The organism is Gammaproteobacteria bacterium (assembly GCA_029881255.1).
Taxonomy (GTDB): domain Bacteria; phylum Pseudomonadota; class Gammaproteobacteria; order S012-40; family S012-40; genus JAOUMY01.
Genome location: JAOUMY010000005.1, coordinates 23,628 through 50,548, shown reverse-complemented (window position 1 = coordinate 50,548; position 26,921 = coordinate 23,628). Strand labels below are relative to the sequence as shown.

General features: G+C 48.9%; 21 protein-coding genes. 12 read left to right on the top strand and 9 right to left on the bottom strand.

The features are described 5' to 3' along the window. Positions 1–24: 24 nt before the first annotated feature. Together OEZ43_11285 and OEZ43_11280 are read left to right on the top strand one after the other, a co-directional pair. Entirely contained in the window at positions 25–2,316 is a 2,292-nt protein-coding gene (locus OEZ43_11285) for a hypothetical protein (protein ID MDH5546170.1), read from the top strand. An 86-nt stretch (positions 2,317–2,402) separates the two neighbouring features. Further along, complete coding sequence (locus OEZ43_11280; protein ID MDH5546169.1) at positions 2,403–4,877, top strand: hypothetical protein; 2,475 nt, start codon at positions 2,403–2,405, stop codon at positions 4,875–4,877. A gap of 1 nt (position 4,878) precedes the next feature. Here OEZ43_11280 and OEZ43_11275 read toward each other — a convergent pair whose 3' ends face one another. Beyond that, a complete protein-coding gene (locus OEZ43_11275) occupies positions 4,879–5,469 on the bottom strand; it encodes a DUF1134 domain-containing protein (protein ID MDH5546168.1) in 591 nt (196 codons plus the stop codon). 141 nt (positions 5,470–5,610) lie between these two features. Between OEZ43_11275 and OEZ43_11270 the strand changes: the two genes are divergently transcribed. Both OEZ43_11270 and OEZ43_11265 read left to right on the top strand, forming a co-directional pair. Beyond that, entirely contained in the window at positions 5,611–6,600 is a 990-nt protein-coding gene (locus tag OEZ43_11270) for a GGDEF domain-containing protein (GenBank protein ID MDH5546167.1), read from the top strand. Positions 6,601–6,745: 145 nt separating this feature from the next. Next, the gene (locus OEZ43_11265; protein ID MDH5546166.1) at positions 6,746–8,524 is read left to right on the top strand and encodes a hypothetical protein; all 1,779 of its coding nucleotides are present in this window, start codon (positions 6,746–6,748) and stop codon (positions 8,522–8,524) included. Positions 8,525–8,531: 7 nt separating this feature from the next. On the opposite strand, the gene OEZ43_11260 is transcribed toward OEZ43_11265, so the two are convergent. Then, on the bottom strand, positions 8,532–9,305 hold the full coding sequence (locus OEZ43_11260) for an AMP nucleosidase (protein ID MDH5546165.1): 774 nt from the start codon (positions 9,303–9,305) through the stop codon (positions 8,532–8,534). 295 nt (positions 9,306–9,600) lie between these two features. Between OEZ43_11260 and OEZ43_11255 the strand changes: the two genes are divergently transcribed. Then, positions 9,601–10,641: a methyltransferase domain-containing protein gene (locus OEZ43_11255; protein ID MDH5546164.1), complete on the top strand. Its 1,041-nt coding sequence runs from the start codon at positions 9,601–9,603 to the stop codon at positions 10,639–10,641. 176 nt (positions 10,642–10,817) lie between these two features. On the opposite strand, the gene OEZ43_11250 is transcribed toward OEZ43_11255, so the two are convergent. From OEZ43_11250 to OEZ43_11240, 3 genes are all read right to left on the bottom strand, one after another. Then, entirely contained in the window at positions 10,818–11,588 is a 771-nt protein-coding gene (locus OEZ43_11250; protein ID MDH5546163.1) for a DNA-binding domain-containing protein, read from the bottom strand. Next, positions 11,585–12,445 carry a DUF692 domain-containing protein gene (locus OEZ43_11245; GenBank protein ID MDH5546162.1) on the bottom strand — a complete coding sequence of 287 codons (861 nt, stop codon included), beginning with the start codon at positions 12,443–12,445 and terminating at the stop codon, positions 11,585–11,587. The genes OEZ43_11250 and OEZ43_11245 overlap by 4 nt, the downstream gene beginning before the upstream one ends. Positions 12,446–12,509: 64 nt before the next feature. Beyond that, positions 12,510–12,782 (bottom strand): hypothetical protein, encoded by a 273-nt coding sequence (locus tag OEZ43_11240; protein ID MDH5546161.1) that lies wholly within the window; start codon positions 12,780–12,782, stop codon positions 12,510–12,512. 245 nt (positions 12,783–13,027) lie between these two features. Between OEZ43_11240 and OEZ43_11235 the strand changes: the two genes are divergently transcribed. After that, entirely contained in the window at positions 13,028–13,951 is a 924-nt protein-coding gene (locus tag OEZ43_11235; GenBank protein MDH5546160.1) for a 3'-5' exonuclease, read from the top strand. Positions 13,952–13,980: 29 nt separating this feature from the next. On the opposite strand, the gene msrA is transcribed toward OEZ43_11235, so the two are convergent. Further along, entirely contained in the window at positions 13,981–14,571 is a 591-nt protein-coding gene (gene msrA, locus OEZ43_11230; protein MDH5546159.1) for a peptide-methionine (S)-S-oxide reductase MsrA, read from the bottom strand. Between the two features lie 146 nt (positions 14,572–14,717). Here msrA and OEZ43_11225 point away from each other — a divergent pair, with 146 nt between their 5' ends. From OEZ43_11225 to OEZ43_11210, 4 genes are all read left to right on the top strand, one after another. Then, complete coding sequence (locus OEZ43_11225; GenBank protein ID MDH5546158.1) at positions 14,718–17,192, top strand: MMPL family transporter; 2,475 nt, start codon at positions 14,718–14,720, stop codon at positions 17,190–17,192. Then, on the top strand, positions 17,189–18,619 hold the full coding sequence (locus OEZ43_11220; GenBank protein ID MDH5546157.1) for a TldD/PmbA family protein: 1,431 nt from the start codon (positions 17,189–17,191) through the stop codon (positions 18,617–18,619). Before OEZ43_11225 ends, OEZ43_11220 begins: the two co-directional genes overlap by 4 nt. Further along, positions 18,609–19,946: a metallopeptidase TldD-related protein gene (locus OEZ43_11215; GenBank protein MDH5546156.1), complete on the top strand. Its 1,338-nt coding sequence runs from the start codon at positions 18,609–18,611 to the stop codon at positions 19,944–19,946. The genes OEZ43_11220 and OEZ43_11215 overlap by 11 nt, the downstream gene beginning before the upstream one ends. Before the next feature lie 101 nt (positions 19,947–20,047). After that, a complete protein-coding gene (locus OEZ43_11210) occupies positions 20,048–20,356 on the top strand; it encodes a hypothetical protein (protein ID MDH5546155.1) in 309 nt (102 codons plus the stop codon). 95 nt (positions 20,357–20,451) lie between these two features. Here the strand turns inward: OEZ43_11210 and OEZ43_11205 are convergent, their stop codons facing one another. Then, positions 20,452–22,602 carry a PAS domain S-box protein gene (locus OEZ43_11205; protein ID MDH5546154.1) on the bottom strand — a complete coding sequence of 717 codons (2,151 nt, stop codon included), beginning with the start codon at positions 22,600–22,602 and terminating at the stop codon, positions 20,452–20,454. A gap of 651 nt (positions 22,603–23,253) precedes the next feature. Here OEZ43_11205 and OEZ43_11200 point away from each other — a divergent pair. Together OEZ43_11200 and OEZ43_11195 are read left to right on the top strand one after the other, a co-directional pair. Continuing rightward, the gene (locus tag OEZ43_11200; protein MDH5546153.1) at positions 23,254–24,057 is read left to right on the top strand and encodes a delta-class carbonic anhydrase; all 804 of its coding nucleotides are present in this window, start codon (positions 23,254–23,256) and stop codon (positions 24,055–24,057) included. Between the two features lie 139 nt (positions 24,058–24,196). Next, a complete protein-coding gene (locus tag OEZ43_11195; GenBank protein MDH5546152.1) occupies positions 24,197–24,973 on the top strand; it encodes a delta-class carbonic anhydrase in 777 nt (258 codons plus the stop codon). Positions 24,974–25,102: 129 nt separating this feature from the next. On the opposite strand, the gene OEZ43_11190 is transcribed toward OEZ43_11195, so the two are convergent. Further along, positions 25,103–25,975, bottom strand: coding sequence for a tetratricopeptide repeat protein (locus OEZ43_11190; GenBank protein MDH5546151.1), 873 nt, complete (start codon positions 25,973–25,975; stop codon positions 25,103–25,105). Between the two features lie 105 nt (positions 25,976–26,080). Then, complete coding sequence (locus OEZ43_11185; GenBank protein MDH5546150.1) at positions 26,081–26,752, bottom strand: glutathione S-transferase family protein; 672 nt, start codon at positions 26,750–26,752, stop codon at positions 26,081–26,083. Positions 26,753–26,921 lie beyond the last annotated feature (169 nt).

Here is a 26,921-nt window from a genome sequence, read left to right as displayed (position 1 = left end):
TTCACATCAATATGTGGGAATGGATTGGCAACTAGGACGAATACGTTCGGCTTGGTTGTGCTGCTTATTTTGGTCTACGCGTGTGCGAATGAAACCATCCCGACGTACGACACTCAATCACCTGGCGATGCGAAGATAAGTTCACGTGGTCTGAGTGAATGGAGCGCGCCACAAAGAATCGGTGGGGAAACTCTGCCAGCGGGTAGCACAGGCTATTTGCATGGCCCGGTAGTCGGTGGCGCGTCGAGTGAACAAAATTGGCTGGCCTGGAATCTCTACCAAGGAAATAGTGAACCTCAGTTGGCGAATAGCCAACAGTTTCGTGTTGCCCGACATGATCTTACGTCCGAGCAAACCCAAACCTTCGATTTTCTGTCGATACAACAGCCAGCGCCGGTGACATTACCAAGATTTCAGTTGAATTCAATTACGTCTTTGACATCGGCGCTGTGGGTTTCCAATGGGGAGTTACTAAAGTCATATGATGTCTCCGCCGGTGGAAATCCTGTCTCGCTAGGCTTGGCGAAGGAAGGTTGGGAGGTAGATGGGCAATATGTGTGGTGGAATACCACAGCAACCGGAATTGGAATCTATACGAGCAATATAGTCGGTACTCGTTCTACTTTGCTACGTGACGGTGTGTCGAAAGCGATTTTTGCTGAGCCTAAGAAATTTTCACCAACAAGTGTTTTGCTGAATTGGGTCGAAGTTGACAGCTTAGGCGTTGCCCGCAACTTTAGTGCATTTATCAACGTTGACGGTCAACCCGTTTTCGGTGCCGTGATCGAAATTGGCAGGAAAGATAACCCAACTGGGGAAATAGTTTTTGCACAAACCGTCGTATCTACGCCAAGCGTTGAAGCACATTTCTTTGTTCAGTATAGCGACTTCGTTTTGGGTGATTCTGTGACGCAAGCGAATTTCTATGGAAACCAGTGGAGTGACTCTAAATATGTTTTTGGTCTAGGGCCTATGCCTGATAGAGGCATTCGTGGGCCGATCAAAGCAGCCGGCAATTTCGAAAGCTTAGTGCTGGCGTATATAGAAGAACTAATCAGTGTAGATACGATAACAACCAGCGTTAAAACAGTCTCAATAAAGGGTGGTAGTTGGGAGCCGCAGTCCCATGGTATTCCTCTTGTGCGTAGTACAAATTCGTCCGCCCAAAATGCAGAGTATTCGACGTATTTCGATCTGGCCTTTGGGACAGAGGGTGACTGGGTATCGCTGGGGCCGATTCATGTATTGGTTTGGGTGGAAAACCGAGGAAATACCAGCGAGTTGAAAAGTGTTCATAACGACTCTGTCGGTCTATGGTCGCAGCCGGAGACAATTGCTACTTACGATCGAGCCGGTATCGTGGAAAATCCCGCTGTATTACTTCGTCAGAATAAACCTATCGCGGGTCCGATTGGAGTACGTAACCAAGTTTATCAAGCAGACATCTATTGGAAGACATCACGACCAGAAAATAATGCGATTGTATTTGACATATATCATAGTACAACCACCTTGGCAGTTTCGGTACCGGATTTTAGTAATAGAACAACGTCGATGGTTGTGACGCCAGGGATGTCAAAACCGTCGAATCATCTGCCAACCTCCGAAAACTGCCTTGGTTGCCATCTTCCGGATAAATCCGTTTCTGTGTCACATGATGAAGTTCTAGGTATCTGTGAAGATTGTCACAACAATATTCTAGCAGCAGGAAAGGAAATTTGGCATTTTCCTTCCTCGAATTCGTGTGGAAGTTGTCACAGTAGTAATAGATGGGTGCCAGTTATTTTTATTGATCACGATGAAAAGTTGTCACCTTGTTATGCGTGTCATAGCGGGCTTGTAGCGCCTGGAAAATCGTCTTCGCATATTCCCTCTACCTTAGTTTGTGAAACTTGCCACAGCAGTGACATATGGTCGCCTGTTACTTTTGTGGATCACTCTTATGTTATTGGTGTTTGCAGTGACTGTCATAACAATAGTATAGCTTTCGGTTTGCCAGCTAGTCACATATCTATAAGCGAAGAGTGCGATGCCTGCCATACAACCAAAGCATGGCTACCGCTCAAGTTGCCTGAACCTACACCCGGATTACCGCCAACACATATCGCAACGACCGATAACTGCGTTGCTTGTCATTCAATAACTTCCTGGATACCCGTCATTCGTGTTGATCACAAAGAAGTGTTAGGAGCGTGTAGCAGTTGCCACAACGGCGTGACAGCTATCGGAAAACCAGCGAATCATGTTCCTGCATCAAATGTTTGTGAAAACTGTCATGGCACAGGTGCTTGGTTGCCTGCAATTGGCGGTATATGAAAATTGAAGTTGGTTTCGTCGTGTAAAAAGAAATACGACAACCAAGTAGTTCAGCAATAAACAAAAAGAGACTCGGGAAAATAGTAATGAATGCAATACTGAGACACATTACCTTGTGGGTTGCAATAGTTATAGGTGTTTTGTCCGCCTGTGGCGAACGCTTTCCTGAATACGTTACGACAGGGAACACAGGCTTACTTAGTGCTCGAGCATCAGTAAATTGGAGTGTGCCTACCCAAATAGACTCACAAAGTTTTGCCACAGGCGTAGACGTACAAGCGCAAGGACCGATAGTTGCGTCAACAATAGATCGCGACATAGTCGCATGGAATTTGCGCACATCAACAAGTCGTACACAAGCATTTCAAGTAGACCCTATTTCCAGCGCAATTAGCACAACGAGTTTTCTTCCACCAGAACATGTTGGTGTCGTTACCGAGCTAGAATTCTTTTCTGATAGTTTGACCAACACAACATACGCGGCTTGGCAAGTTCAAGGGCAGTGGTATTTTAAGTCCGATATACAATCTTCCAATGTCCCTTGGGAGCTCGGAGAGGCAACCAATCTTTGGTATGTCAGCGATACCCTGTTCTGGACACGTCCTAGCCCAACGGGAATTGATATTGTCATTGAGCAACGTGGACGCAAGAGAACAGTGATCAATCGACCCGATGTGATTCAGTCGGTTTTTTCAGAACCCGCCGCGATTTCAAATACAAGTGCTATGCTGGTTTGGTTTGAAAGAAGCAGCGCTGGCACGGAACGTGTGTTGAGTTTGACAGTTAACGAACAATCGCAACCGGTGCCTACGGATATTCAAACGATAAAAGGCATGTTAGCGTCAAGCGATCAAGTCGTTGCAGTGAAGGCCCAAATATCTGTGCCGTTGGCCTTGGCAGATGTCTTCATACAAATGCGTCACCCGCAAAACGGAGATTCCGTGTTGCATGTAAGCCAGTTTCTAGGCCAGTGGATGGTCTTGAAATATGTCGATGGTTTAGCCCCAGTAGCCGGTCGTTTCATACGTGACGAAATCGAGATCGGCGGTATGTACTATTCACCCGTGATTGCCTATGTAGAAGAAAAGGTTCAAGGTGATACCAGTCGTATTTCAGTTAATTCGATCAGCCGTGAAAAAGGGGCTTGGCTTGGCCCGGTAACCCATGGGTCTCCGGTTCTGCGAAGATTGAATGATCCCCTCGATAAAACGGCAATAACTCGTCTCTATGCGGCGAAAAGCACTCACTACGCCATTACCTGGGTGGAAAGCACAAACACGGCGAATAGTCTCAATATGGTTTTGAACAGCACGTTAGGTGGCTGGTTACCAGCAGAAGCCGTTGTTAGTTTGGGTAGCGGCCAGGAAATAGAGGATTATGCCTTTATTTTTCGTCAAGATCGGTCGCCATGGATTTATTGGACGCAGACGAGTACTCAAAATAACGTGCGTGAATATAGTTTGTGGCGCAGTAGTTCGCTACAAGCAATCCAATATGTCTTTAATCCGGTTACATCGATTGTAGTAACGCCCGATATTACTCAACCCGCTAGTCACATTCCCACTAGCGACAACTGTCTTGCCTGCCATCAGGCCGATCGCAGTATCTTGGTCGATCACAATGAAGTGCGTGGAAATTGTTTTACTTGTCACGACGGTGTGTCAGCAAGTGCAAAACCGGAAACCCATATTCCTACAACCAATAGCTGCGAATCGTGCCACTCAACAATAATGTGGATTGCAGGGGTAGCTATTGATCACTGGGAAATCCTTGGACCTTGTGTCATCTGTCACAATGGAATTTATGCAGCGGGTCAACCCAGTTTTCATTTTCCCACGAGTTACGCCTGTGAAGCCTGCCACGACCATCGTTCATGGACACCGGTATCTAATGTCGATCATACGCAGGTGTTTGGTGATTGTTTTAGTTGCCACAACAATATCGTCGCTCCAGGACAGACAGATACGCATTTGCCAACAACCAATAGCTGCGATGCCTGCCACAATACAATTCAATGGAGTCCAGCTGTCACAAACGATCACAACGAGTATCTCTGGGCCTGCCCGGTTTGCCACAATGGTGTAATCGCACCAGGAAAAAATATGTCGCATATACTTGCAAGCGATAACTGTACTGCATGCCATTCAAGTGTTGCTTGGGTCCCATATTTAGTAGTTGACCACACTCAAGTGATCGGTACATGTTCCGGTTGTCACAAGAGTTCGACTCTAGCGATAACTGTTTTACCTGAAAGCCATTTTGGTTACACGGAAGAATGCGACGCCTGCCACACCACACAAGCTTGGCTACCACTCATCGACACGACACCGCCTTTAGTTGCACCAACACACATCGCAAATACCGGACGATGCGAAGCATGCCACACAATCAACGCCTGGGTGCCAGCGATACGTGTCGATCATCAAGAAGTCGTTGGCACGTGTTTCAGCTGTCACAACGGTGTGACGGCGACCGGAAAATCACCGACGCACATTTTTTCCTCAACGGTTTGCGAAAACTGCCATGCACCGGGTGCGTGGGCAATCATTGCGGGCAACTAATTTATATCGACGATTTTTTTTGCTTGTCTTTGAAATCGATGAATCCGACATTGGCGCCGTGTCTCCAGCCAACACCGACACGCACCGGTGCAATAATTGTGGAACCGGATTTCATATAATTAATGCCAATTCCTGCCACCAGATACACACTGCCTTCAACACCAGGAAAACGTTTAAAGATGTCATCCGGTGAATCGAGATGGTAAATCAACATTAATACCTTTGATGTGTTCAAGCCGAGATCAAACCCGATAGAAGGACCATCCCATTCCAGTTGTCGTGTCTGTCCATCGACCGTGTGTAACTCGCCTGTGCCGAATCTGACACCGACGCCTAAGGCGCCAGCGGTTTCTTCGCCTTTGATATAGGCATTGGGTTTGCCATGTTCCTCAAATGTTTTGGCCAGTACCTTGGCGATTTCCTCGCTGGTTACACCGAGAAATTCTGCGGCTTCTTTGACGATGGCCTTGTGGTCAAAGCCTTTGTTCTTGCCTTTTTCAGCGGCGATGCCGGATGTCATGAACATGGCGCTCATCAACAGGCACGTAAATAATGACGTTATTAGTTTTTTGTATGCGAATAGTGCGCTCATGTTTAACTCCTCCATGAGTGAGAGTGATAGGTGAAAAATCGCCAGGAAAACGCGGTTGTTTGCCCCGACAGTATTGATTATGCCTGCTAACTCGTCAACAATACCCTACCAACGCCAATATCAATACATAGGGATTTGATCATGACGCTGGATGAATCCATTCCATTCGCCGATCTGGTACTACCTGCTGTAGAAGATCTACAGGCAACCCAGCTGTTTGCAGGAGAGGATGAGCATACTCTTGCGCGTGTGTTAGATGCCTCTCGCGTTCAGTTGTTAAAGGCCGGGCAAGTGCTGTTTGAGCCAGGTCAAGTCAATAGCCAGCTCTTTCTGGTGCTCGAAGGTCGTCTTGCCGTAAAACTCTCACGTGATAGCGAGGAGAGGCTTAACTATGTTCATCCCGGCGCTTGTGTGGGTGAGATGTCGGTGTTGGAGTCTGAGCCGGTTTCCGCTTTTGTCTACGCCGACATGGATACCCGTTTACTGGTAATCAGTGACACGGTTATCTGGTCGCTGATACATCACTCACAGGCCTTGGCGCGCAATCTTTTGTTATTACTTAGCGCGCGCGTGCGCAATAGCAATCAGAATATTTCTCTCAGCATCGAAGAAAAACGCGCCTACAAACACGAAGCCAAGATCGATGCGCTGACCGGTTTATATAATCGTCGATGGTTGGATGAATCCTTGCCGCGTTGGACAACACAACAAGACAAACTCAGCCTGATGATGTTGGATATCGATCACTTCAAACGCTATAACGATAGCTACGGTCATCTTGCTGGAGACGTGGCAATCAAAAGTGTTGCCAAGGTGTTGTTGGAGACCTTGCGTTCCATAGATCTTGCCGCGCGTTATGGTGGTGAGGAGTTTATTGCCTTGTTGCCGGGCGCCGGCATTATCGAGGCGCGGGAAATTGCCGAGCGTGTGCGTCTTGCGATTAGTCAGTATGTGATTGAGGATGCCGATGGACATACACTTCCCGATGTAACCGTTTCCATCGGCATTGCAGAGTTGAAAGATGGTCTTGATCCCATCGCCTTAATCGGCCGCGCCGATGCCGCCTTATATCAGGCCAAGAAGAACGGGCGCAATCAGGTTTCGTCTCGTTTTTACAGTCACCATCTCTAGTTGCCAGGACGCCTGATTATTTGAATATCTGGAAGCATTCCATATCTCCTCGTCCCGCTATTTTTGCCTTGTCAGCTAGCCTATAATAGCCGGGCAAATACAACAAAAGACAACGGCAGACCGTTGATATGGGGAGTATATGGTAGTGTTTCATTCACGCCTGAGCGCTAAGCGTTTGTGCATGCTGGCCTTTTTATTCATCATCCTTTCCGCCTGTAATTTACCTGTTACCGTTACGCCTGCTCAGGAAACCGATGATGGAATGAGTTTAAGCGTTTTGAGTCATAGCACGAGCATAAATGCAGGTGGCTATGCCGATGTCAGTTTTTCCTATCAGAATGTCGATCCCTCCCTGTTCACCCTGTATGTGGAAATCAAAAACGCCAGTAGCGTCATTGGCCAGGAGAGTACAACGCATACCGCCGCAACGGGTAATAGTTCGGTGAGAATTCCCTTAGACTGGGAGGCGACTGCTGGCAGCGATTACTATGTATCAGTGGCGGCGGTGTCCAATAGTGGTGGTTGGGATGACCCCGGCACCATGATTATCGACGATACTCAGTTGATTACTCTCAGTGTTCCAGTGCCGTTTCCGTCGGTGACGATTGTGCAGGCGGATAGCCAGGTGACGGCAGGCAGTCCTGCCACTATCGAAATTGGCTATAGCAATATTCCGCCTAGCACCAGTCATCAGTTTTTGGTTTACATCATGGATGCTTCCGGCGCCAGTTTTGATCTGGAACTGGACGTGAGCGGTAGCGGTACGCAGCAGTTACAGATTCCGCTGGCGATGGATACCACGGCAGGTAGTTATCGCTGGGCCTGGGCAGTGGTATCGCGGACCGATGGCTGGGACAGTCCAATGACGATTTTTCATGAATCTGAGCAATATGTTTTGCAGATTCAGGCCAACCCGGATTTACCACAAATTACTTTGACGCCGGCCGCAACAAGCGTCGCCGCCGGTGACTATTTTGTCGTTGATGTCGCGCACCAGAATGTCGCTTTCGACCGTTTTGAATTACAGGTTTATCTGCGCAGCAGCAGTGGTGTCTATGAGTTTGTTGCCCTGCCTACGGCGGCCGATGGTGCGCAACAACTGCGTATTCCCATGCCTTGGGCGAGTGCGGCAGCGCAGGATTATGTGTTGGGGTGGGCGATGGTTTCTCTGGACGCCGCCAGCAGTGGTCAGGCGATTTATTCCCAGGAATTAGTGTCGAGTCCGGTCACAGTGACTGCGTCGAGTGTCGCCTTACCGCAATTGAGTATCGACACGTATACGCAACAAATTGTCAGCGGAAACTATTTGTCCGTCGACATTAGTTATAGTCAGGTGGATTTCAATACCCATAGTCTGCAGATAGTGCTACGTAACGCGCAGGAAACAAAAAGCGCTATGGAAATTGTTCAAGGTGATGCACAGTCGACCTTAACACTCAATATTCCGGTCGCCTGGCAGACGCAGCCTTGTAGCGACTGTTATATCGAATTGGTGGCGCTGGATAAATTGCGTGACGGCTGGAGTGACCCGCGTACCCTGGTGGTAAAATCCGCAGGCAACCCGGTACAGATAAGCGCGAATAGTGTTGCGCCTCCGGTGTTAGGCATTAGCAACTTCGCGACGACGGTAAACGCCGGTGGGGAAATCACGGCAACGCTGACGTATTCGGGCGTGGATTTTTCCACGCACGATTTGCTACTGGAATTGAGTGATGGACAAGACGTATACGCCCGGGTGCAGTATGCAGCAGTCGATGCTCTGGAGACTTCGGGCGAAATAAGCGTTGTCTTGACTGTCGATGCAAACACGCCTGTGGCGAATAACTATTATCTGGAAGCGACAGCGTTGGATATAAAACGCGATGCATGGCTAGATCCGATGACAATCTCGGTACAGGCGGGGGCGATAAGCGTAAGCCAGTAAGCGTGGTTCAAAACGTAAAGTGTTTGATCTTCTCGCCCTTGCTGCCGATTCCCGTCATCGCGTCTATGCCGATATTGAGATGGATGTCGGCCCACTTTTGGGTGACCTTGCGATCCGATTCCTCGGTCTTGACGCCTTCCGGTATTACCGGCACATCGGAGACCAGTAGCAAGGCGCCGCGCGAAATCTCATTGGCATGACCCACGATAAATACGGTCGCTGTTTCCATATCAATGGCGACGGTACGCAGGCCGCGCAGGCGTTCTTTAAAATCCGTATCGTGTTCCCATACTCGACGATTAGTCGTGTAAACCACGCCGCTGCGATATTCGTGACCATATTCACTTATGGTTTGCGAAACAAATTTGTGTAATTTAAACGACGGTAGCGCCGGCACCTCGGGCGGAAAATAGTCGTTACTGGTACCTTCGCCGCGTATTGCTGCGATGGGTAACACAAAGTGTCCGATTTCTGTGGTCCGCTTTAGTCCGCCGCACTTGCCGAGAAACAACACCCCTTTTGGCATGCGGGCGCTGAGCAAATCCATGATCGTCGCGGCATTGGGTGAGCCGATGCCGAAGTTGATGATGCTCAGTCCTTTATTGTTCGTAACCGCTTGCATCGGTCGACCTTCGCCGTAGATGTCGGCGTTGAAGCGCTCGGCGAATTTTTCAACATAGCTGGAAAAGTTGGTTAGTAAAATATAGTCACCGAATTGGTCGATCTCCATTCCGGTGTAACGGGGTAACCAGTTGCTTACAATTTCATCATAGGTCAGCATGGGGGAAACTCCTTGTGGGAAGGAGGTAGCAATTCCCGGACCGGAGGGCATTCAGGTATCGCTGCAACACCGGTGTTTCGTTGTTCGCCCGCGGGTGTAGAGCCCTGTCTAAGACCGGTAAACACGGCGTTTTGACCGGTGCGTTTCTTATTCGAGGGATAGGCTGAGCTATTTAAAGTCTCCCATTCGGCATGTAACATTGCCGCTTAGTTTACGTCTTTAAACCACATGAATTTCAAACCATGAGCGCCAGTTTTTGTCGCTAATCGTGTATCCATTGTGTGAAGGGTTATTTATGAATCATCTCGAAAAAGTCCAGGACTACTATGGCAAGGTTCTGAAAACCAAGAACGATTTACAGACATCCGCGTGCTGCGCCGTGGATACCATGCCCAGGCATCTCACGACCTTGATACGCAACATCGATAAGGAAATTCTCGAACGCTTCTATGGCTGCGGCGCGCCTATCCCGGAATGTTTGCAAGGGCTCACCGTGCTCGATCTGGGTTGTGGCACCGGGCGTGATGTCTTTTTGTTATCACAATTGGTCGGCCAAGACGGCCAGGTGATGGGTATCGATATGACCGACGAGCAGTTGGAAGTCGCACGCCGCCACACCGATACGCAGATGCAACGTTTTGGCTACGACCGAAGCAATGTCTCTTTCGTAAAAGGTTATATCGAGGATCTGGAAGCCGCCGACATCGCCAGTGAATCTGTCGATCTGGTGGTATCGAATTGTGTGGTCAATCTCTCGCCTGAAAAAGAGCAGGTGTTTAAAGAAATATTCCGCGTGTTAAAGCCGGGTGGGGAATTGTATTTTTCCGATGTGTTCTGCGATCGCCGTTTGCCCCAGGCTTGTCGCGAAGACCAGGTATTGCTCGGTGAGTGTTTGGGCGGTGCAATGTATATCGAAGACTTTCGTCGTTTGGTAGCGAATTTAGGTTGTAGCGATTTTCGTCAGATCAAACAATCGGAAATCCAGATCACCAATCCCGAGATCGCGGAAAAAGTTGCCGGCGCGCGTTTTTATTCAATTACCGTACGTGCATTCAAATTACCTCTGGAAGACCGTTGCGAAGACTATGGTCAAGTGGCCTGGTATAAAGGCACTATGGAAAACCATCCAATATTTTTTGAACTCGATGATCATCACCGTTTTGAAAAGGGTAGACCAATGTTGGTTTGTTCCAATACCGCGATGATGTTGCAGGACACGCGTTTCCGCGATCACTTTCGTGTGGAGGGTGATACATCGGTGCATTATGGTTTGTTTGACTGCAGTACTGGAACAGCGGATGCGGGGGATGATTGCGCGAGTGGGGCGTGCTGTTAGTGTTTATTAGATCACCTGTGCTTGCATACAAGCGCAGGTGGAAAAACGCTCGGCTTGAGTGGTGTGGCGGTGAAAGTAGGGAAAAGTAATCACGAAGGAGTTGCAAGCAGGAGTGTACAAAGTTTTCCGGTCAGGCGTTTCCTGAAGTAACGAAATTGTTGTTCCGCAATCGGTGACTACACAGGCGCGGCCAAAAGACCACTGTTTATCCATTGCTGCAGATACATCGCTGCGGTTTGCGCAGCAGTAGATTCCTCACCACCAATCGCCTCACATATACCTGCAAAATTCTGGCCTTCGCGCAGAGCCGATAGCGCGCGCGCTTCCGTAACGGAAAGCGAGCGAAAAAGGGTTTCCAATTCGGGACGCCAGATCAACCAATTGAGCGCCTTGTCTTCCCTGTGCGGTATTTGTGGTTCAGCTTCTTGCTCAGCGGCCTTCCACAAAATCGGTACATTCCAGTGCAGGCTAAGCATACGCACGGCCGCGCGTGTTTGAAAACATAGCTCAGGCCAGTCCTCCGCTGCAACGTTACCCAAGTGCGCCAGCGTAAGCGCCTCGTCGTTTTGCGCATCGAAGACATCGCGAAGCTGCCATTCAAAATAGGCCATTTCACTCAAGAGTTCGCGGTGCGACAAGTTGAAATTGTGCGCCAGAAATTGGCTGAAATGATTGCCAAAATAGCGTATCGAAAAATGCGTTGAAGGATGGGCGTCGATATAGCTGCTGCACACCTGTTCAAAGTCTTCATCGCCCATCAAGGTATGCACAGCGGGATAAGTGTCGTCCAAGGCCTCGATCAGACGTAGCCGATAGGCCTCGGCGTAGATAAACATGCGTTGCCTGGCATCGAGTGCACCGCCGTCGACAATAATGGATTCCGCTTTAGCATCGAGATTGACGACACCTTGGTAAAACTGTCTTTGCAGTTCGGTGAGCGTACTCATGCGCTAAGCTCTTTTGCCGTAGATTCGGCTAATGTTTCTTCAGCCAATCTGCGCGCCTCATCTAGCTCATCAAGCAGTGTTTCTAACGGCGGGATGTTATCGTCTCTTTCAATCATGGTCGACACTTCGCCGAAGCGTTTGATGGCATAGGCATAGAGCTGCCATACATCGTCACACACCGGTTCATCATGGGTATCGATAATATGCGTCCCGCAATCGGTATGTCCGGCGAGGTGAATCTGTTGTACACGATGTGTTGGAATCGCATCGATATATTCGCGCGCGTCGAACTGGTGATTGCGCGCGCTGACATAGATATTGTTTACGTCAACGAGTAGTAAACAGTCGCTACGTTCAGCGACTTGCACCACGAAATCCCATTCACTCATTTGCGAATCGTTAAACTCGACATAGCTGGAGACATTTTCTATCAGTATGCGTCGGCCCAGTATGTCCTGTACCTGTTGGATGCGTTGAGAGACGTAATTCAACGCCTCTTCTGAATAGGGCAGTGGTAGCAAGTCATGGGCGTTGTGGCGACCAAAACCCGTCCAGCACAAATGATCTGAAATCCATCCGGCGTCAATCCGCTGGGCGAGTTGCTTGAGTTGTTTGAGATAGTCGAGATTGAGTGGCTCGCTGCCACCGATCGACATCGAAACGCCGTGCATTACCATCGGGTAATCGGCGCGTATACGATCGAGAAAGTGCAGAGGCTTGCCCCCAGGCACCAGATAATTCTCGCTAATGATCTCGAACCAGTCGACCGACGGAAGGGTATCCAGTACCTGCTGGTAATGGTCCGTGCGTAGACCCAGTCCGAAACCGAGAGTGGGATAGCGTTGTGATGTTGTCATGTGCAAAATGCGAGGAGGATGCCGGTTGATTTACGCCCGGCAAGTCCTCCTCAGCCCACCGCGTTTAAATCACTTCGCCGCCCTTGGCGTCGCAGTCGCTCTTGCTCATGCTCAACCAACCCTGGCCTTTACAGCTGTTTTTGCCTTTACAGTCGTTTTTGGCGCTCTTGCAAGAGGTCTTGCCTTTGCAGCCATTAACACCCGCGCAATGTACATCGCCACTCATGGCCATATTGCCCATGGATCCGCCGGAACTGGCGCAACCAGCCATGATTAAACCCGCCGCTGCTGCAGCAATAGCGACACCTGTAGTTTTAACTGTTTTAGCCACAATCATTCTCCTGTTACTGAGTCGTCATTCATGCAAGGTGGTCTCCCTTGCTTCCAGGCATAGACGTAAGTGCCTGGGCTTCGTTACAGCGATTTGAGCTGTCGTCAAATCGTTGAAACACATCCTACGAGGTAGTTGCGGCATAGGTATCACGCAAATCTCACGCAAAAGTCACAAATAGGGGTTTCCCGGTACTCGTTGTATAATGCCGGGCAAATACTAGAAGCGCGGTTTACCGGAAGGGCAGTTTAATGGAACAGCTGGAAATCGGTTTTAGTGCCGAAGACACGAAAGCACCGACGCCGCAGGCGATGATTGATGCGCTTGAGGCAGGTGGGGAATACCGGGTATTGCGTCGCCTGAATCCGGTGGAAAGTTACCATAGCGGCGAGGGCGAGAAAAAAATCGCCATCTATCTCGATACCGAAACCACGGGCTTTGACGCGAAAAAAGAGAAGATTATTGAAATCGCGATGGTGCCTTTTGAGTATGATGCCGAGGGGCGAATCTACCGCGTATTGCCTGCGCTGAACGCCTTGCAGGATCCGGGTTTTCCGATTCCGCCGCATATTACCCAGATCACCCATATCACCGATGAAATGGTCAAAGGCCAGGCGATAGACTGGCAGGCGGTTGAAGACATGTTGGCCACCGCCAATCTGGTGATCGCCCACAATGCGGGATTCGATCGTCCTTTTGTCGAAGGGCAATCTGAGGGTTTTAAAAAAATTGCCTGGGCCTGTTCGATCAATGACATCAACTGGAACGAAGAGGGTATGGAAGGCGTTAAGCTGGAGTACCTCGGTTTTAAATACGGATTTTTCTACGAGGGACATCGCGCTACCGTGGACTGTTATGCGGGAATCGAAATACTGGCGCAACGTCTCCCGGCCTCCGGTGAACCGGTGCTCAAACGACTGCTCGATAATTCGGCCACAGTGATGGCGCGTCTATGGGCGGAGCGCGCGCCTTTCGAGAAAAAAGACAAACTCAAATCACGCGGCTATCGTTGGTCTACCGGTGAAAACGATATGCGCAAGGCCTGGTATTGCGAGATTCCGGAAAGTGAATTAGACGCTGAAATGGCATTTTTGCAGGAGCAGATTTATGGCGGAAAATTACCGCGCCTGCCGGTGGATAGAGTGACGGCGCTGGAGCGTTACGCTAGGCGATAAGGCGCATCCATGCGCGCGCATATACCGTTTTAATGAGATTTTTTTGCGCCCCAGATCTGTTCCAGACGCTGATCACGTCCACAAGCCCAACGATAATAGTTGTAGCGTACAGAGTTGTTTTTGTAGTAATCCTGGTGATAACTTTCTTCGCCCTTGATAGGGTAAAACGTCGAGGCGTCCAGTATGGGCGTGACGACGCGTTGATCGGGAAAGCGGGCAGCGACTTTTTGTTTTGACGCCTCGGCCAGTTTTCTTTCCTCGGCATTGGCGACGAATACGGCGCTGAGATAACTGTGTCCTTTGTCGCAGAATTGGCCGCGATCATCGAAGGGATCGATGTGGACCCAGTAGTAGTCCAGTAATTGTTGATACGAGACTTTGTTCGGGTCGTAAGTCACTTTTACCGCTTCATAGTGGCCCTGGTGGTTGCCGTTATAAGTAGGATTAGGGATTGTGCCGCCGGTAAAGCCGGAGATAACGTCGCTAACGCCATCGACTTTTTCAAAATCCGATTCCATACACCAAAAGCAACCACCGGCGAAGACCGCTGTCGCCGCCTGCGCGTTGGCGGCAAAAATTGACAAGCCTATGATAAGCATAAAAGTTAGTGGGTTTTTCATATCGACGATGTCCTCTCGTTACAGCCTATATAGACACAGTATCGGCGCAAATATTCACATGCGTATCACGCAAGTTTCCAATTTCAAATCGCACCCCTCGCAGGATTCACGTAGAATCGGGCCTACACGCATTGAGATAGTGTCTGGTGTTGAAATCCCTATATAAGAAGCTGGTAATCGATCAACCCCTGTTGGGATTGAGTCTGCCGCTGATTCTGCTTGTTAGCCTCGCATTTTTCATTCCACGTTTTCATCTGGATGCGAGTGCTGAATCGTTAGTGCTGGAAGGCGATCAGGATTTACTTTTTTATCGCGCATTACAGGCACGCTATGGTGCCGGCGACTACCTGATTATTACCTATACGCCCAAGCGTGATTTGTTTGCGGATGAAACGCTGGCACAGATACGTCGTTTAACAGACGAACTGCAAGCGCATGAGCGCGTCGAATCAGTTACCAATCTGCTTAACGTACCCTTGATCAATAGTCCGGCGGTATCTTCTGCCGATCTGCAGGGAGAAGTTCCCACGCTGGAAAGCGCACGTACCGATCGCGATCTGGCGCGACAGGAATTTACACATAGCCCTTTGTATCGCGACCTCATCGTCAGTCGCGATGGCAAGGCCACGGCGATGCAGGTGTTTTTCAAACGCGATGAAGAATATCTCGATCTGCGTCAGCAACGGGATGGCATGCGTGAAAAATCTTTGCATACACCACTCAACGCGGAGGAAAAACACGAACTCGCACGCCTCAATCGTGAGTTTCGTCGCGTCAATGATCGAGTGCAGTTGCAGGAGCAGTTGGACCTCGCGCAGATACGCGCCATACTCGAACCCTATCGCAGCAATGCGCAGATTCATTTAGGTGGCGTCACCCTCGTCACATCAGACATGATCGACTACATCGCCCACGACATTAAGACTTTCGGTGCGGCGGTGCTGGGATTTCTGATTTTGCTATTGCTGGTATTTTTTGGAAAGCCCCGTTGGGTGCTGATACCGATGTTGATTTGCGTCGCCAGCGGTATAGGCATCGTCGGTTTTCTCGGCCTGATGGAATGGCGGGTGACCGTGGTGTCATCAAATTTTATTTCATTGATGTTGATAATCACGTTGTCGCTGACCGTGCATCTGGTGGTGCGTTATCGCGAACTGCACAGTCTTGATCCGCAGGGTGATCACAGGCAAAGAGTATGGGAGACCATGCGCAGCAAGGCATCTCCTGCGTTTTATACCGCGATCACGACGATGGTTGCCTTTGGTTCGCTAGTCGTCAGCGGGATACGTCCGGTCATGGATTTTGGCTGGATGATGGTGTTTGGTGTTGGGCTGGCCTTTGTGTTGACGTTTTTGATTTTTCCCAGTGCCTTGCAATTCGTGCGTGCCGGTCAGCCTTCGGCTCGACTCAATATCACCGCGCGCGTGACGGCTTATGCCGCACGTCTAATTGAAAAACGCGCGCTGCTGGTGACGACGATTGCGGTAGTCGTCGCCGTTGCCGGTATCGTGGGCATCAGCAAACTGCGCGTCGATAATCGCTTTATCGATTACTTCAAATCATCGACCGAAATATATCAGGGCATACTCACCATCGATCAGCATCTGGGAGGTTCCGCGCCACTCGACGTAGTGTTGAATCCGACGAAGGAATTTTTCGAGGAACTGGAATATCTGCGTTCAGAAAATATGCTCGATGACAATATCGGCATTACCGGCGCGAGTTTCTGGTTCAATATGTTTCGGCTGGGGCTGGTGGAACAGATTCATGATTATCTCGAGGGCCTGCCTGAAACCGGCAAGGTCTTGTCGATCGCCACGACAGCAAAATTGTTGCGTCAGCTGAATAATGACAAGGAACTGGATAATGTCAGTCTCGCTGTTTTATACAAGCGATTGCCAGACAATGTCAGGCAGGCCTTGATTACGCCGTATATGACCGAGGACGGCAACCAGATACGCTTCGATATTCGTTTATTTGATTCGGATAAAACCTTGCAGCGCCACGAGCTGTTGCAAAAGATTCACAGTGATCTGAAGAGTAAATTCGGCTTGAGCGACGACCAGATTAAGCTTAGTGGCATGACGGTGTTGTACAACAATCTATTACAGAGTTTGTTTCGGTCACAGATTTTGACTTTGGGCGTAGTCTTTCTCGCCATTATGCTGATGTTCATGGTCTTGTTCCGTTCGATCAGGATTTCGGTATTGGCTATTATTCCGAATATCTTTGCTGCGGTCTTTGTGCTCGGCTTGATGGGCTGGTTAGGAATACCGCTGGATATTATGACGATTACGATTGCGGCGATTACCATCGGTATCGGTGTGGACGATACCATTCATTATGTTCATCGTTTTATGGAAGAGTTTCCCAAAGACCGAAACTATTGGGCAAGCATACGGCGTTGCCACAGCAGTATTGGTAGAGCGATGTACTATACTTCGGTGACCATCACGCTGGGCTTTTCCATTCTGGTCTTGTCCAGTTTTGTACCGACCATTTATTTTGGCATGTTGACAGGGGTGGCCATGATCGTGGCATTGCTGGCCAATTTTCTGCTATTACCTTTGTTATTGGTTTTTTTCCGGCCCCTGGGACAACCGTCTGCGGAGACATCATGAAGTCGATACTGGATATGTTTAAATCACTGGCGCCAAAATGTGACTTCTGGTCGTTGCGTATTGTCGATGATGTTACAGAAACCCTGAACGTGCGCGAGAATATCGTACAGCCGCCACGACTGCATCGTAGCACCGGCCTGCACCTGACGATGATAGACCATGGTGGCGTGGGCTACGCGGCCAGTAGTGAGTTGACGCGGGAAGGTCTGTTACATGCGATCAGACAGGCGCAATACTGGTGTCAGCACACGGCTGGCAAGATGTTATTCGATACCACGGTAATTCCTCGTCCGAGTCGATCCGGAAAATATGAAACGCCGGTGACGCAGGCGTGGGATTCCGTTGGCTTAAAAGATAAAATCGGCTGGCTGAGTGATATCAACGCCGAATTGAATATTCATGAAAGCATCGTCGACTGGCAGGCGCATCTGTCGCATCGTCAAACCCATATGCATCTCATCACCAGTGATGAAGTAAACATCGAGCAGGTGTTTCATTACGTCATGCCGGGCTATGATGCCGTCGCAAATAAAGGTGCTCAGACTCAGATACGCAGCGGCGGTGGTTGGGGTTCGGCGCGACAGGGAGGTCTTGAGCAACTCAGCGCGTTTGATTTTCCCACGGGCGCGCGACGCACCGCGGAGGAGGCGATAGCCCTGGTCGATGCGCCGGAGTGTCCAGCGGGAAAACTTTCACTGCTGTTAATGCCGAATCAAATGATGCTGCAAATACACGAAAGCATCGGCCACCCGTTGGAGCTCGATCGCATACTCGGTGATGAACGCAACTATGCGGGCACGAGTTTTGTGACGCGCGAGATGTTTGGCCAATATCAATACGGTTCAGAACTACTCAATGTGAGTTCCAATGCGGGAATTGCCGAGGAGCTGGCGACGATAGGTTTTGATGACGATGGCACACCTTCTGAAAAGCACTTTCTCATCCAGAAGGGAAAATTACTTCGTCCACTTGGCAGCGCCTTGTCGCAGGCACGCGCTTCACTCACCGGGGTTGCCAATGCGCGCGCCTGTGACTGGAATCGTCCGGCCATTGATCGCATGGCCAATCTCAATGTGGAGGCGGGTGACAAAACGTTCGCTGAATTGATTGCCGGTATAGAAAACGGCGTGTTAATGGATACCAATAAATCCTGGTCTATTGATGACAGTCGTAACAAGTTTCAATTCGGTTGCGAACTGGGCCGAGTGATTAAAGATGGCGTCGTCGGCGAAATCGTGCGTAATCCCAACTACCGTGGAATCTCTGCAAATTTCTGGCGTAATCTTGCCGCCGTGGGTGATCAAAGTACATTCGAAGTCTGGGGAACGCCAAACTGCGGTAAAGGTGAGCCGAATCAAATGATACACGTGGGTCATGCATCCCCCGCTTGTGTCTTTAGCGATGTGGAGGTCTTTGGTGGCGCCTGATAAGACTAAGCAGGAAAACTATTTTTCGGAACTCAGTCAGCAGATTTTTGCGCGGCTCAGGGGGAGTGAGGTTCTGTTGTTGAATTATGAATCCGAGCAATCGGATTTTGTGCGATTTAACAAAGCGCGGATACGTCAGGCGGGTCAGGTTCTACAGCAGCAAATACACATGGATCTCGTCGACAGCGGGCGCGAGACACGCGTGGCTTTTAATCTGTGTGGCGAGTTTGCGCAAGATCTTGCGCAAGCGGGTGTAATGCTCGATTCGATGCGAGAGCAACTGCCCTTGTTGCCGCAAGACCCCTATATACATTATGCGCAAGACATCCATAACAGTAGCTATAGCAGCGACCAGGAATTACCGGCTAGCGGTGAAATGACATCGTCGATTGTTGAGCTGGCGACAGGGCTGGACCTCGTTGGCATACTGGCCAGTGGAACATTGTTCTTTGGTTTTGCCAACTCCCTTGGACAACGCAACTGGTATAGCGATCGCAATGTCAATCTGGACTGGAGTGTGTATTCACAAGGCGACAAGGCCGTCAAACAAAACTACGCCGGTGCGCAATGGGACAGGGATACGCTGAAACACAAACTGGAATTCGCGCGCCAGACGTTGCCTTTGTTAGAACGCCCAGCAAAGACGATATCACCAGGTCAATACCGCGCCTTTCTGGCGCCTGCGGCCTTACACGAAATTATGGGTTTGTTGAACTGGGGTGGTTTTGGTTTAAAAAGCCACCGCACGCAACAAACGCCACTGATAAGAATGACGCGCGACAATGTTCGTCTGGATTCCAGGGTGAGTCTGACTGAACGACACGATCAGGGATTTGCGCCGCTGTTTACCCGTCAGGGATTCAAGAAACCCGCGCAGGTGAGTTTGATACGCGAGGGCGTCTATCAGGACTGTCTGGCCAATCCGCGTAGCGCGAGGGAATATGCTGTCGAAGTCAATTGCGATATTGAACACCCTTGTTCACTGGTTATGGAAACGGGTACGCTCAGCTCAAAAGATGTTTTATCGCAACTGGGAACCGGCGTTTATATCAGTAATCTTTGGTACGGAAACTATTCCGACCGCAATCATTGTCGGATAACCGGTATGACACGTTTCGCCTGCATGTGGGTGGAAAACGGCGAGCCAGTTTCTCCATTAAATGTGATGCGTTTTGATGAAAGTGTGCTTGACTTGCTCGGGGATAAGCTAATCGCCATCACCAGCGACAGCGAACACATGCTTGATCCGGCGACTTACGAACATCGTTCCAATAGTAGCATGCGCCTTCCAGGGATATTGGTAGACGGTCTGACGTTTACTTTGTGAGAAAAAAGTGATCGTAACCAGCAAATTATTTCGCTGTTCAATTAGTCCAGATATCCCGTAAATTCTTTTCTATATTCACTCGCCTGGGGAAAAGGATAGACATGAAAAAATTGACTATGGTATTAATCGGGGCCGCAAGTACAGTTCTTTTTGCGTGTGCAACTACCGGTGGTGGTTCCTCAACTGAGTATGAGGCAGCAATTGCCGAAGCCGAGTCTGCATACAAGTCTGTCAATTCAGCCGGTGGCGCGTGGCGTGATACTGGCGATATGATAGATGCCGCGAAAAAAGAAGCGGGTGATGGCAATTACGGCAAGGCTACTTCTCTGGCTAAAGAGGCATTAGAGGAGTCCAAACTGGCCGCGCAACAGCTAGAGTCGCAAAAAAACGCCGGACCCTGGTTGTTCTAAACGAAAGATTTCCTGACTAGCAACATTTGTGGGCTTGTATCGGCCGGGTTTTATGCCTGGTTGGACAAGCCCCTTCTTTTTTTCACTGCTATATTTCAATTCGTGTTTGCATCGGCTAATCGAATTTTGACCCAAAAGGTACTGCCTTTGCCGGGTTCGCTGTCAACGCCAATCGTGCCGCCCATCAATTCCAGTAGTTGTCGGGTGATTGATAACCCGATACCTGCGCCTTCGATGTGATGATGAGATTTGAGTCGGTCGAATGGATTGAATAAAACCTCTTGCTGTATCAAGGTGAGTCCTTCTCCGGTATCGGTGACGTTGATTCTAAGTAAACCATCCTCCTCATAACAGGAGAGATCTATATTGCCGCCTTCCCGATTGTATTTCACGGCATTAGACAGCAAGTTGATCAACACCTGTTTGAAGCGCACGCGGTCAACGTGAATACGATAGTCATGTTCATTGGTGATCTCGTTTGTAATCGTAATTTTCCGTTCTTGCGCCGGACGTGATATGAGATTGATCGATTCAACGACGATGGGATACAGTGATTCCTGTTCCAGTTTGATGCCGATTTTTCCGGCGTCTATACGCGCCAGATCCAAGACCTCGTTAATCAGCGTTAACAAATGTTCACCAGCTTTTAGGATTTCAGTTAGATTTTCTCTTTTTTGCTCGTCTTGCTCGTCCATAGTCAATAGTTGACCAAAACCCAGAATGGCATTCAACGGCGTGCGTAATTCGTGACTCATGCGTGACAGAAATTCGGATTTGGCCCGGTTTGCCGTTACGGCTTCTTCTTTCGCTTCGTAAAGCGCCACTTCTGCTTGCACCTGTTCCGTAATATCTTGGGCTAATGATGCTACACCGATGACGCGACCGGTTTCGTCGATGAGAGGGGTGTTATACCATTTACACAGTATCAGTTTTCCACTCTTGGTGAGATTTTCGTTGGTACTGCTGTCGCTTTCTTTTTGTTCGAGTATTTGCTTCCAACTGAGTTTGATATGGGGTTTCCACTCTTCTGTTACGATAAGTTCAGTCGCATTCTTTCCGATGGCCTCATCAGCGCTATAGCCAAATATAGTCTCCGCTGCCGGGTTCCATTTTGTGACTTGAAAGTTTCTATCCCATTCGATGACGGCGAGAGGTGTACGCATAACGTGCAAGGACATTCTTTGCGCGTTTTGACGCAAGGCTTCTTCATTTGCCTTCTGCTGCGTGATGTCACGAATAAAAGCAAGTAACAAGTTTTGCCCATTCATGGTGATGCGGCTCAGACTTACATCAACAGGAAAAACGCTGCCGTCTTTTCTCTTGTGCATACCTTCGAAACGAATGCGTCCGTCAGATGCCAGTTTTGACCAATGATCGCCTAGAAAGTCCTTGCCTACGCCGACTTCGATATCGGCAACTTTGAGTTGTAGTAATTCTTCCCGTGTGTAGCCAAGCGTGTCACACGCTTCCTGGTTGACGTCCAGTAGGCGACCATCTTCATCGTGTAATATATAAACGTCGGTTGCGCTTTGTAATAGTGTCTGATAGCGCCGTTCACTTTGATCAATAATGTCTTTGTTTTCGATACGAAGAAATTCTGTCTGATCGAGCTGATGATTCATGCGCCGTGCGGAAACAAACATGATAAATGTAAACAGAAGTAACAGCGTTCCCATCGATAGCTGGATTTCATCACCATGTATGAAGTGGTGAACAACCAGTGGAAACATGGTGATACTTAGATAGGCATTGATGGCTACCAGTCTATGAGACAACGTGGTGATGGCGCCTGCTGCCAGGCCACCAAGTACAAATGCCAGAAAGACCTGATGTACCTGACTGTATTCGGCAAATAAAATGAATGATGCCAATCCCCAATGGGCTGCCGAAACAACGAGCCAGAAATAAAAACGATGTAACTGTGTTTTTGCCGCGGTAATTGACGTGGGACGATTTCGCTTATATGTGTTACCTGAGTTCAAACGAATCAAATTCACCATGGTGATTGAACAAAGCCAGGGAAATAATATTGAAATCGAAATTTGGTCGCGCAAGATAAATGTCAGCAACAGGGCATTCAATACATTAGCGGCAATGGCACTCGGAAGACCCGCATAGAGTGCATTGGTCTGTTTGATTAACAGGGAAGTCATGCTCGCGCGATCCAGCGCGGACATTTTTTCAGCGCCAGAATTTTCAGTCGGTCCACGGGTGTTTTTCGTGCTTTTGATTGCCGTTATATTCACTTTGTAAGTTGTCTCAATAACCGTGTTGTCTATAGACGCAGAATATGGAATGTCTTTTTTGTATCGGTATGCTTGTCGGCAAGATTAAACGGGCTAATCGCGGGGTTTAGCTTCGGTAGTATTCAAAATAAGCGACTATTTCACAGCAAATTGATCAAGAAAAAAGCGGGTATATTTAGTGGGTGACGAATAATTGACTTATTCGGTCCGCCACAGCAAGAGATATATTCAGTGGCTATTCGGGTCAGGCGATACTGGCGATAGCGATTCACTCAACGCTCGTGCGGCTACCAGGAAGTTGTCTGCATTTATCCATCAATGAAAACAATGCGATGTTGGAAGACGATAGTGAAATACGGATTTTTGTGGAGTCCGTAAATAGCCTGGCTGTAGAATGCTAATTAATAATATTCTTATATATTCTGTATTTATACCTAGTATATTTTTATTGATCTTACCCAAAAAACGAGGCAATATTTTGCGCTTTGATTAGCGAAGAATCAAAAGGCTGATTAGCCTATTGCGTGCCTCAAGAGGCGCAAATAAACAACTTCGAACTTATGGGAGATAGAAAAAATGAAATTTGGGAGTACTAAACAAGCCCTGGCAGTAGCCGCACTGGGTCTGTTCGCCACGAATGGCTTTGCAGCGATGAGTCACGATTCTCACGGTTCTCACGGTGCCGTTGCTGATAGCATGATCAATGATCAACGTAGCTCGCTGGCAAAAAATACGGATGGAAAAGGTTTTGGTCCACAGTCTCCTCGTGACATTGATGCCAGGAAAGGCGCGAATGATCGCATGTTTAACGCGGCACCTGCTTCCACAGCGATGAATCTGTGTAACATTCACTTTCACAGAAATGCCGAGCACAAAGGTGGCGAGTTTACTACCTATGCAGGAAATGGCGACGGTCACGGATTTGGCAGTGGCTACAAGTACTCCGGTAAATTGAGCGCAGCCGAGCTGCAGCCTACTGGCAGCGATATCTGCCCAAGTGAACACGGTGGTCTGGCTCCAGGAGATACCATAGAGGTTCACTATGTACATTCTTCTGCGCAAATTCAGCCTGGCCCAACCCTGGGTGCTTGCTTGAGCGAAGCGATCAAGAATCCTCAACTGCGTGTAGAAACTCAAGTCTACGTATTGGTTAACGACAAGAATGCGGCGGATTTTGGCGAGTTGGCCAAGCATGGCGTGAAGAACGGCCTTCACCAGCCCCTGAACATTCCTACAAATACAGGTAAGCCAGTACAGTATGCTGGATCAACCACGGGTCCTGGTTACAACGAAACGGGCTCACCTTTCCAGGTTACCTGGAGCGTACGTCCTAAAGTTGCCAAAGTTAACGCGGAGTCTGTTGGTAAATGGTGTAAGGGTAATACCTTTAACGAAGATCATGCGCATGGCGTAAGAAACCTCGTTGTGAATCCTAGCCTGCTTTCTGAAATGTAATTCAGCATTGCATCGCGTAACAAAGCCGGTACGGGGCTCGTCCTCTACCGGCTTTGTTCTTCCCTCGCCGAAAGGAGAATGTCAATTGTTTTTGAAGTTAGAGAAAGTATGTCTGCTTCTGATAGTGCTCGCTTTTGGTTTGAGCACGACAAATGTATTTGCAGCAGGTGGCCATAATCAGGTAGCTGAAGGTCCGGCCTGTGAAGGTTTTGGTCCTCAAACACCTCGCGATATCGATAGCAAAAATGGAACAAATACGCAGTTGTTTCCTATTGCATCTAAGTATCAGGATATGAATCTGTGTAATATCCACTTCCACAATAATGCCGAGCATAAATCAAGAGATTTCGCTATTTATGCGGGTGAAGGCGATCACGGTCACGGCGGTGGTTACATGTGCGGCATGAGCGAGAATTTGTCTGCTGCGGAAATGAAAGCGCCTTCAAAAGAAATCTGTAAAGGTCTGAAGCCAGGCGACACTATTGAAGTTCACTGGGTTCACACCTCTTGCCAAATCATTCCGGGCAAAGGTCTGGGTTCATGCTTGAGCGACAAGTGCGCCAATCCTGATCTGCGTGTAGAGACTCAGGTGTTTACACTGGTTAATGACTCGGGTGCATTGAACTTCAACGATCTTGCCTACGACGGCAACATGGCAAACGGCCGACATCAGGCGAAGAGTTTGCCTACTGGTACTGGTACACCTGTAGAGTTCCTCGGTTCAACGACTGGACCTAAGTACACTGAAGCCGCCTGTTCTCCGCTTCAGGTTACCTGGAGCGTTCGTCCACAATGCGCCAAACTCGACATCAACAGCTTGGGTCGGTGGTGTGAAAACAATGAATTCGAAGAAGACCACGCGCACGGCGTGCGTAAACTGGTCACTAATCCAAAGTTGTTATCAGTTATCAAGTAAGACGTTTTCAGCCCTGGCGCTGAACGTTTGAAAGCATAGAAAAAGGGGTAGAAGTATCATCTACCCCTTTTTTGTATCTGCACATTTTTCAATGAATCTTTTCACGGCCAAACAACGTGGCGCAAGGTATCAATTCGCCAATAGATTACTCAGCCGCCGCTGGTATTCCTGCGCGAGTCGCGGATCTGACGGCGTCAACATGCGTATCAATGTAATGATCATTTCACGGGCTGCGCCATTGCGGAACGCAGGATCGCTTTGCTGTATCTCGAAGAGATTGTCCATTGCGGATTTGTATTGATGCGCGGCGACCTGACAGACCGACAGATCAAATCGGGCCTCATGATTTTTGGGTTCAGAGATGATGCGCTGTTGTAAAACGTCAAGACCCTCGGTTTTAGATGCAAGCTCAAGAAAACTAAGCTGACCATTGAGCGCCTTGCCCATGTCGCTTTCTTTGTCGCGCTGTGGCAGTTTGCCGTAAAGTCCCTGTGCGCTGTTTATGTCACCGATATCGATAAAGATCTGCACCATGTCCATGGCAACGCGTGTGTTCGATGGGTGTTTCTGTATGGCTTGAGTTAACAACACAATTGCGCCCGCTGTATCGCCGCTAAGATGTTTTTTACGCGCCTCTTCGCGCAAGTCGTCGGATTCGTGTTTAATCCCATAGGTACCGAGCACCGCGCGAGCCTCGGCCTCTTGCATCTGCCCTTCTTCGCGTCGGGATTCTTCACCGTCTTGAAAAATAATTAAGGTCGGAACGTTTTCGATGCGGTACTGTTTGCGCAGCTCGGCTTGTTCGTCGATATCGACCTTGGCAAACACAAATCTGCCCGCGAATTCATTGGCCAGCTGACTTAAGAGTTCGGCCTCAACAAAACAGGGCTCTGACCACACGCCCTGAAACAACACGAATACGGGAAGTTGCTCGGAGTTTTGCAGAACGGCAGAAGGGAATGTTTTTTCTGTGACTTCAAATATATAGGCTTCCTGGTTCATGGGTGGCTCTCAGCTCTGTAAACACTGAGCAAATTGTAGCATGCGTCTCCCGTGAGGGAAGCGTTGTCGATGACTTGCGTGTAGCCTATCGCGCATGGACGGGTTCTATATCATCACCGATTTCGCCATCTGGGATGAGGCGTAGCCACCGACATTTTGAAGATAAGCGATGTACTTTTGCCGAAAATCGGCATTAACCGAATTCATCACGGACTCACGCTTCACCAGTTTGTCAGCCCAGAGGGATAGCTTCGGTGTCTCATCCATAAACGTATTGTCGAATATGTCGACTAATAGTTTTGCGCGGGTAAAGAATGGGGCGTACGCCGCTTCAATCAAACAAAAGGCGTCGCCGTTAAAGAACGGCCCGTCGCCGAAGTGTTTCTCCAGGCGAGATAAGAGGCTTATCTGTTGGTGTAAGTGAGTGTCAAATTCGTCTTCCGTATTGGCGACGCTATAGAGATATTGTTGCGCCAGTAGTTCAGAGGCAAACTCTATCCACGATTTATTGATGGCACGTTGCAATGGGTCGACGGGATGCATAGATGGCGGCGTGGTGTCGTCGAGATATTCGTTTATCACTGCCGATTCGAACACGGTTTTATCCCCTACCCGTAACGCTGGCACTTTGCCAAAGGGTGAGATATCGAGAAACCATTGTGGTGGCTTGGCGAGATCGATGTAAGTAATATCAAACTCCACATGCTTTTCCAGTAAGGTGATCACCGAACGTTGCACGAACGGACAGAGATCGAAGCTAATCAGTTGTGGTTTCATGATGGCTTCCTTGTAACGAATAGTCGCTGTATCAAACCTACGTTAGTCCTTTAGACGATTGAGTACAAGGTTTGTTACTTTTTGGACGCGTGGACAATAGTGATAAGATTCATACCATACTATTTTTAGTGACATGTAACGCAAGGCTGGCAAGAGGGTAGTTTCCAAA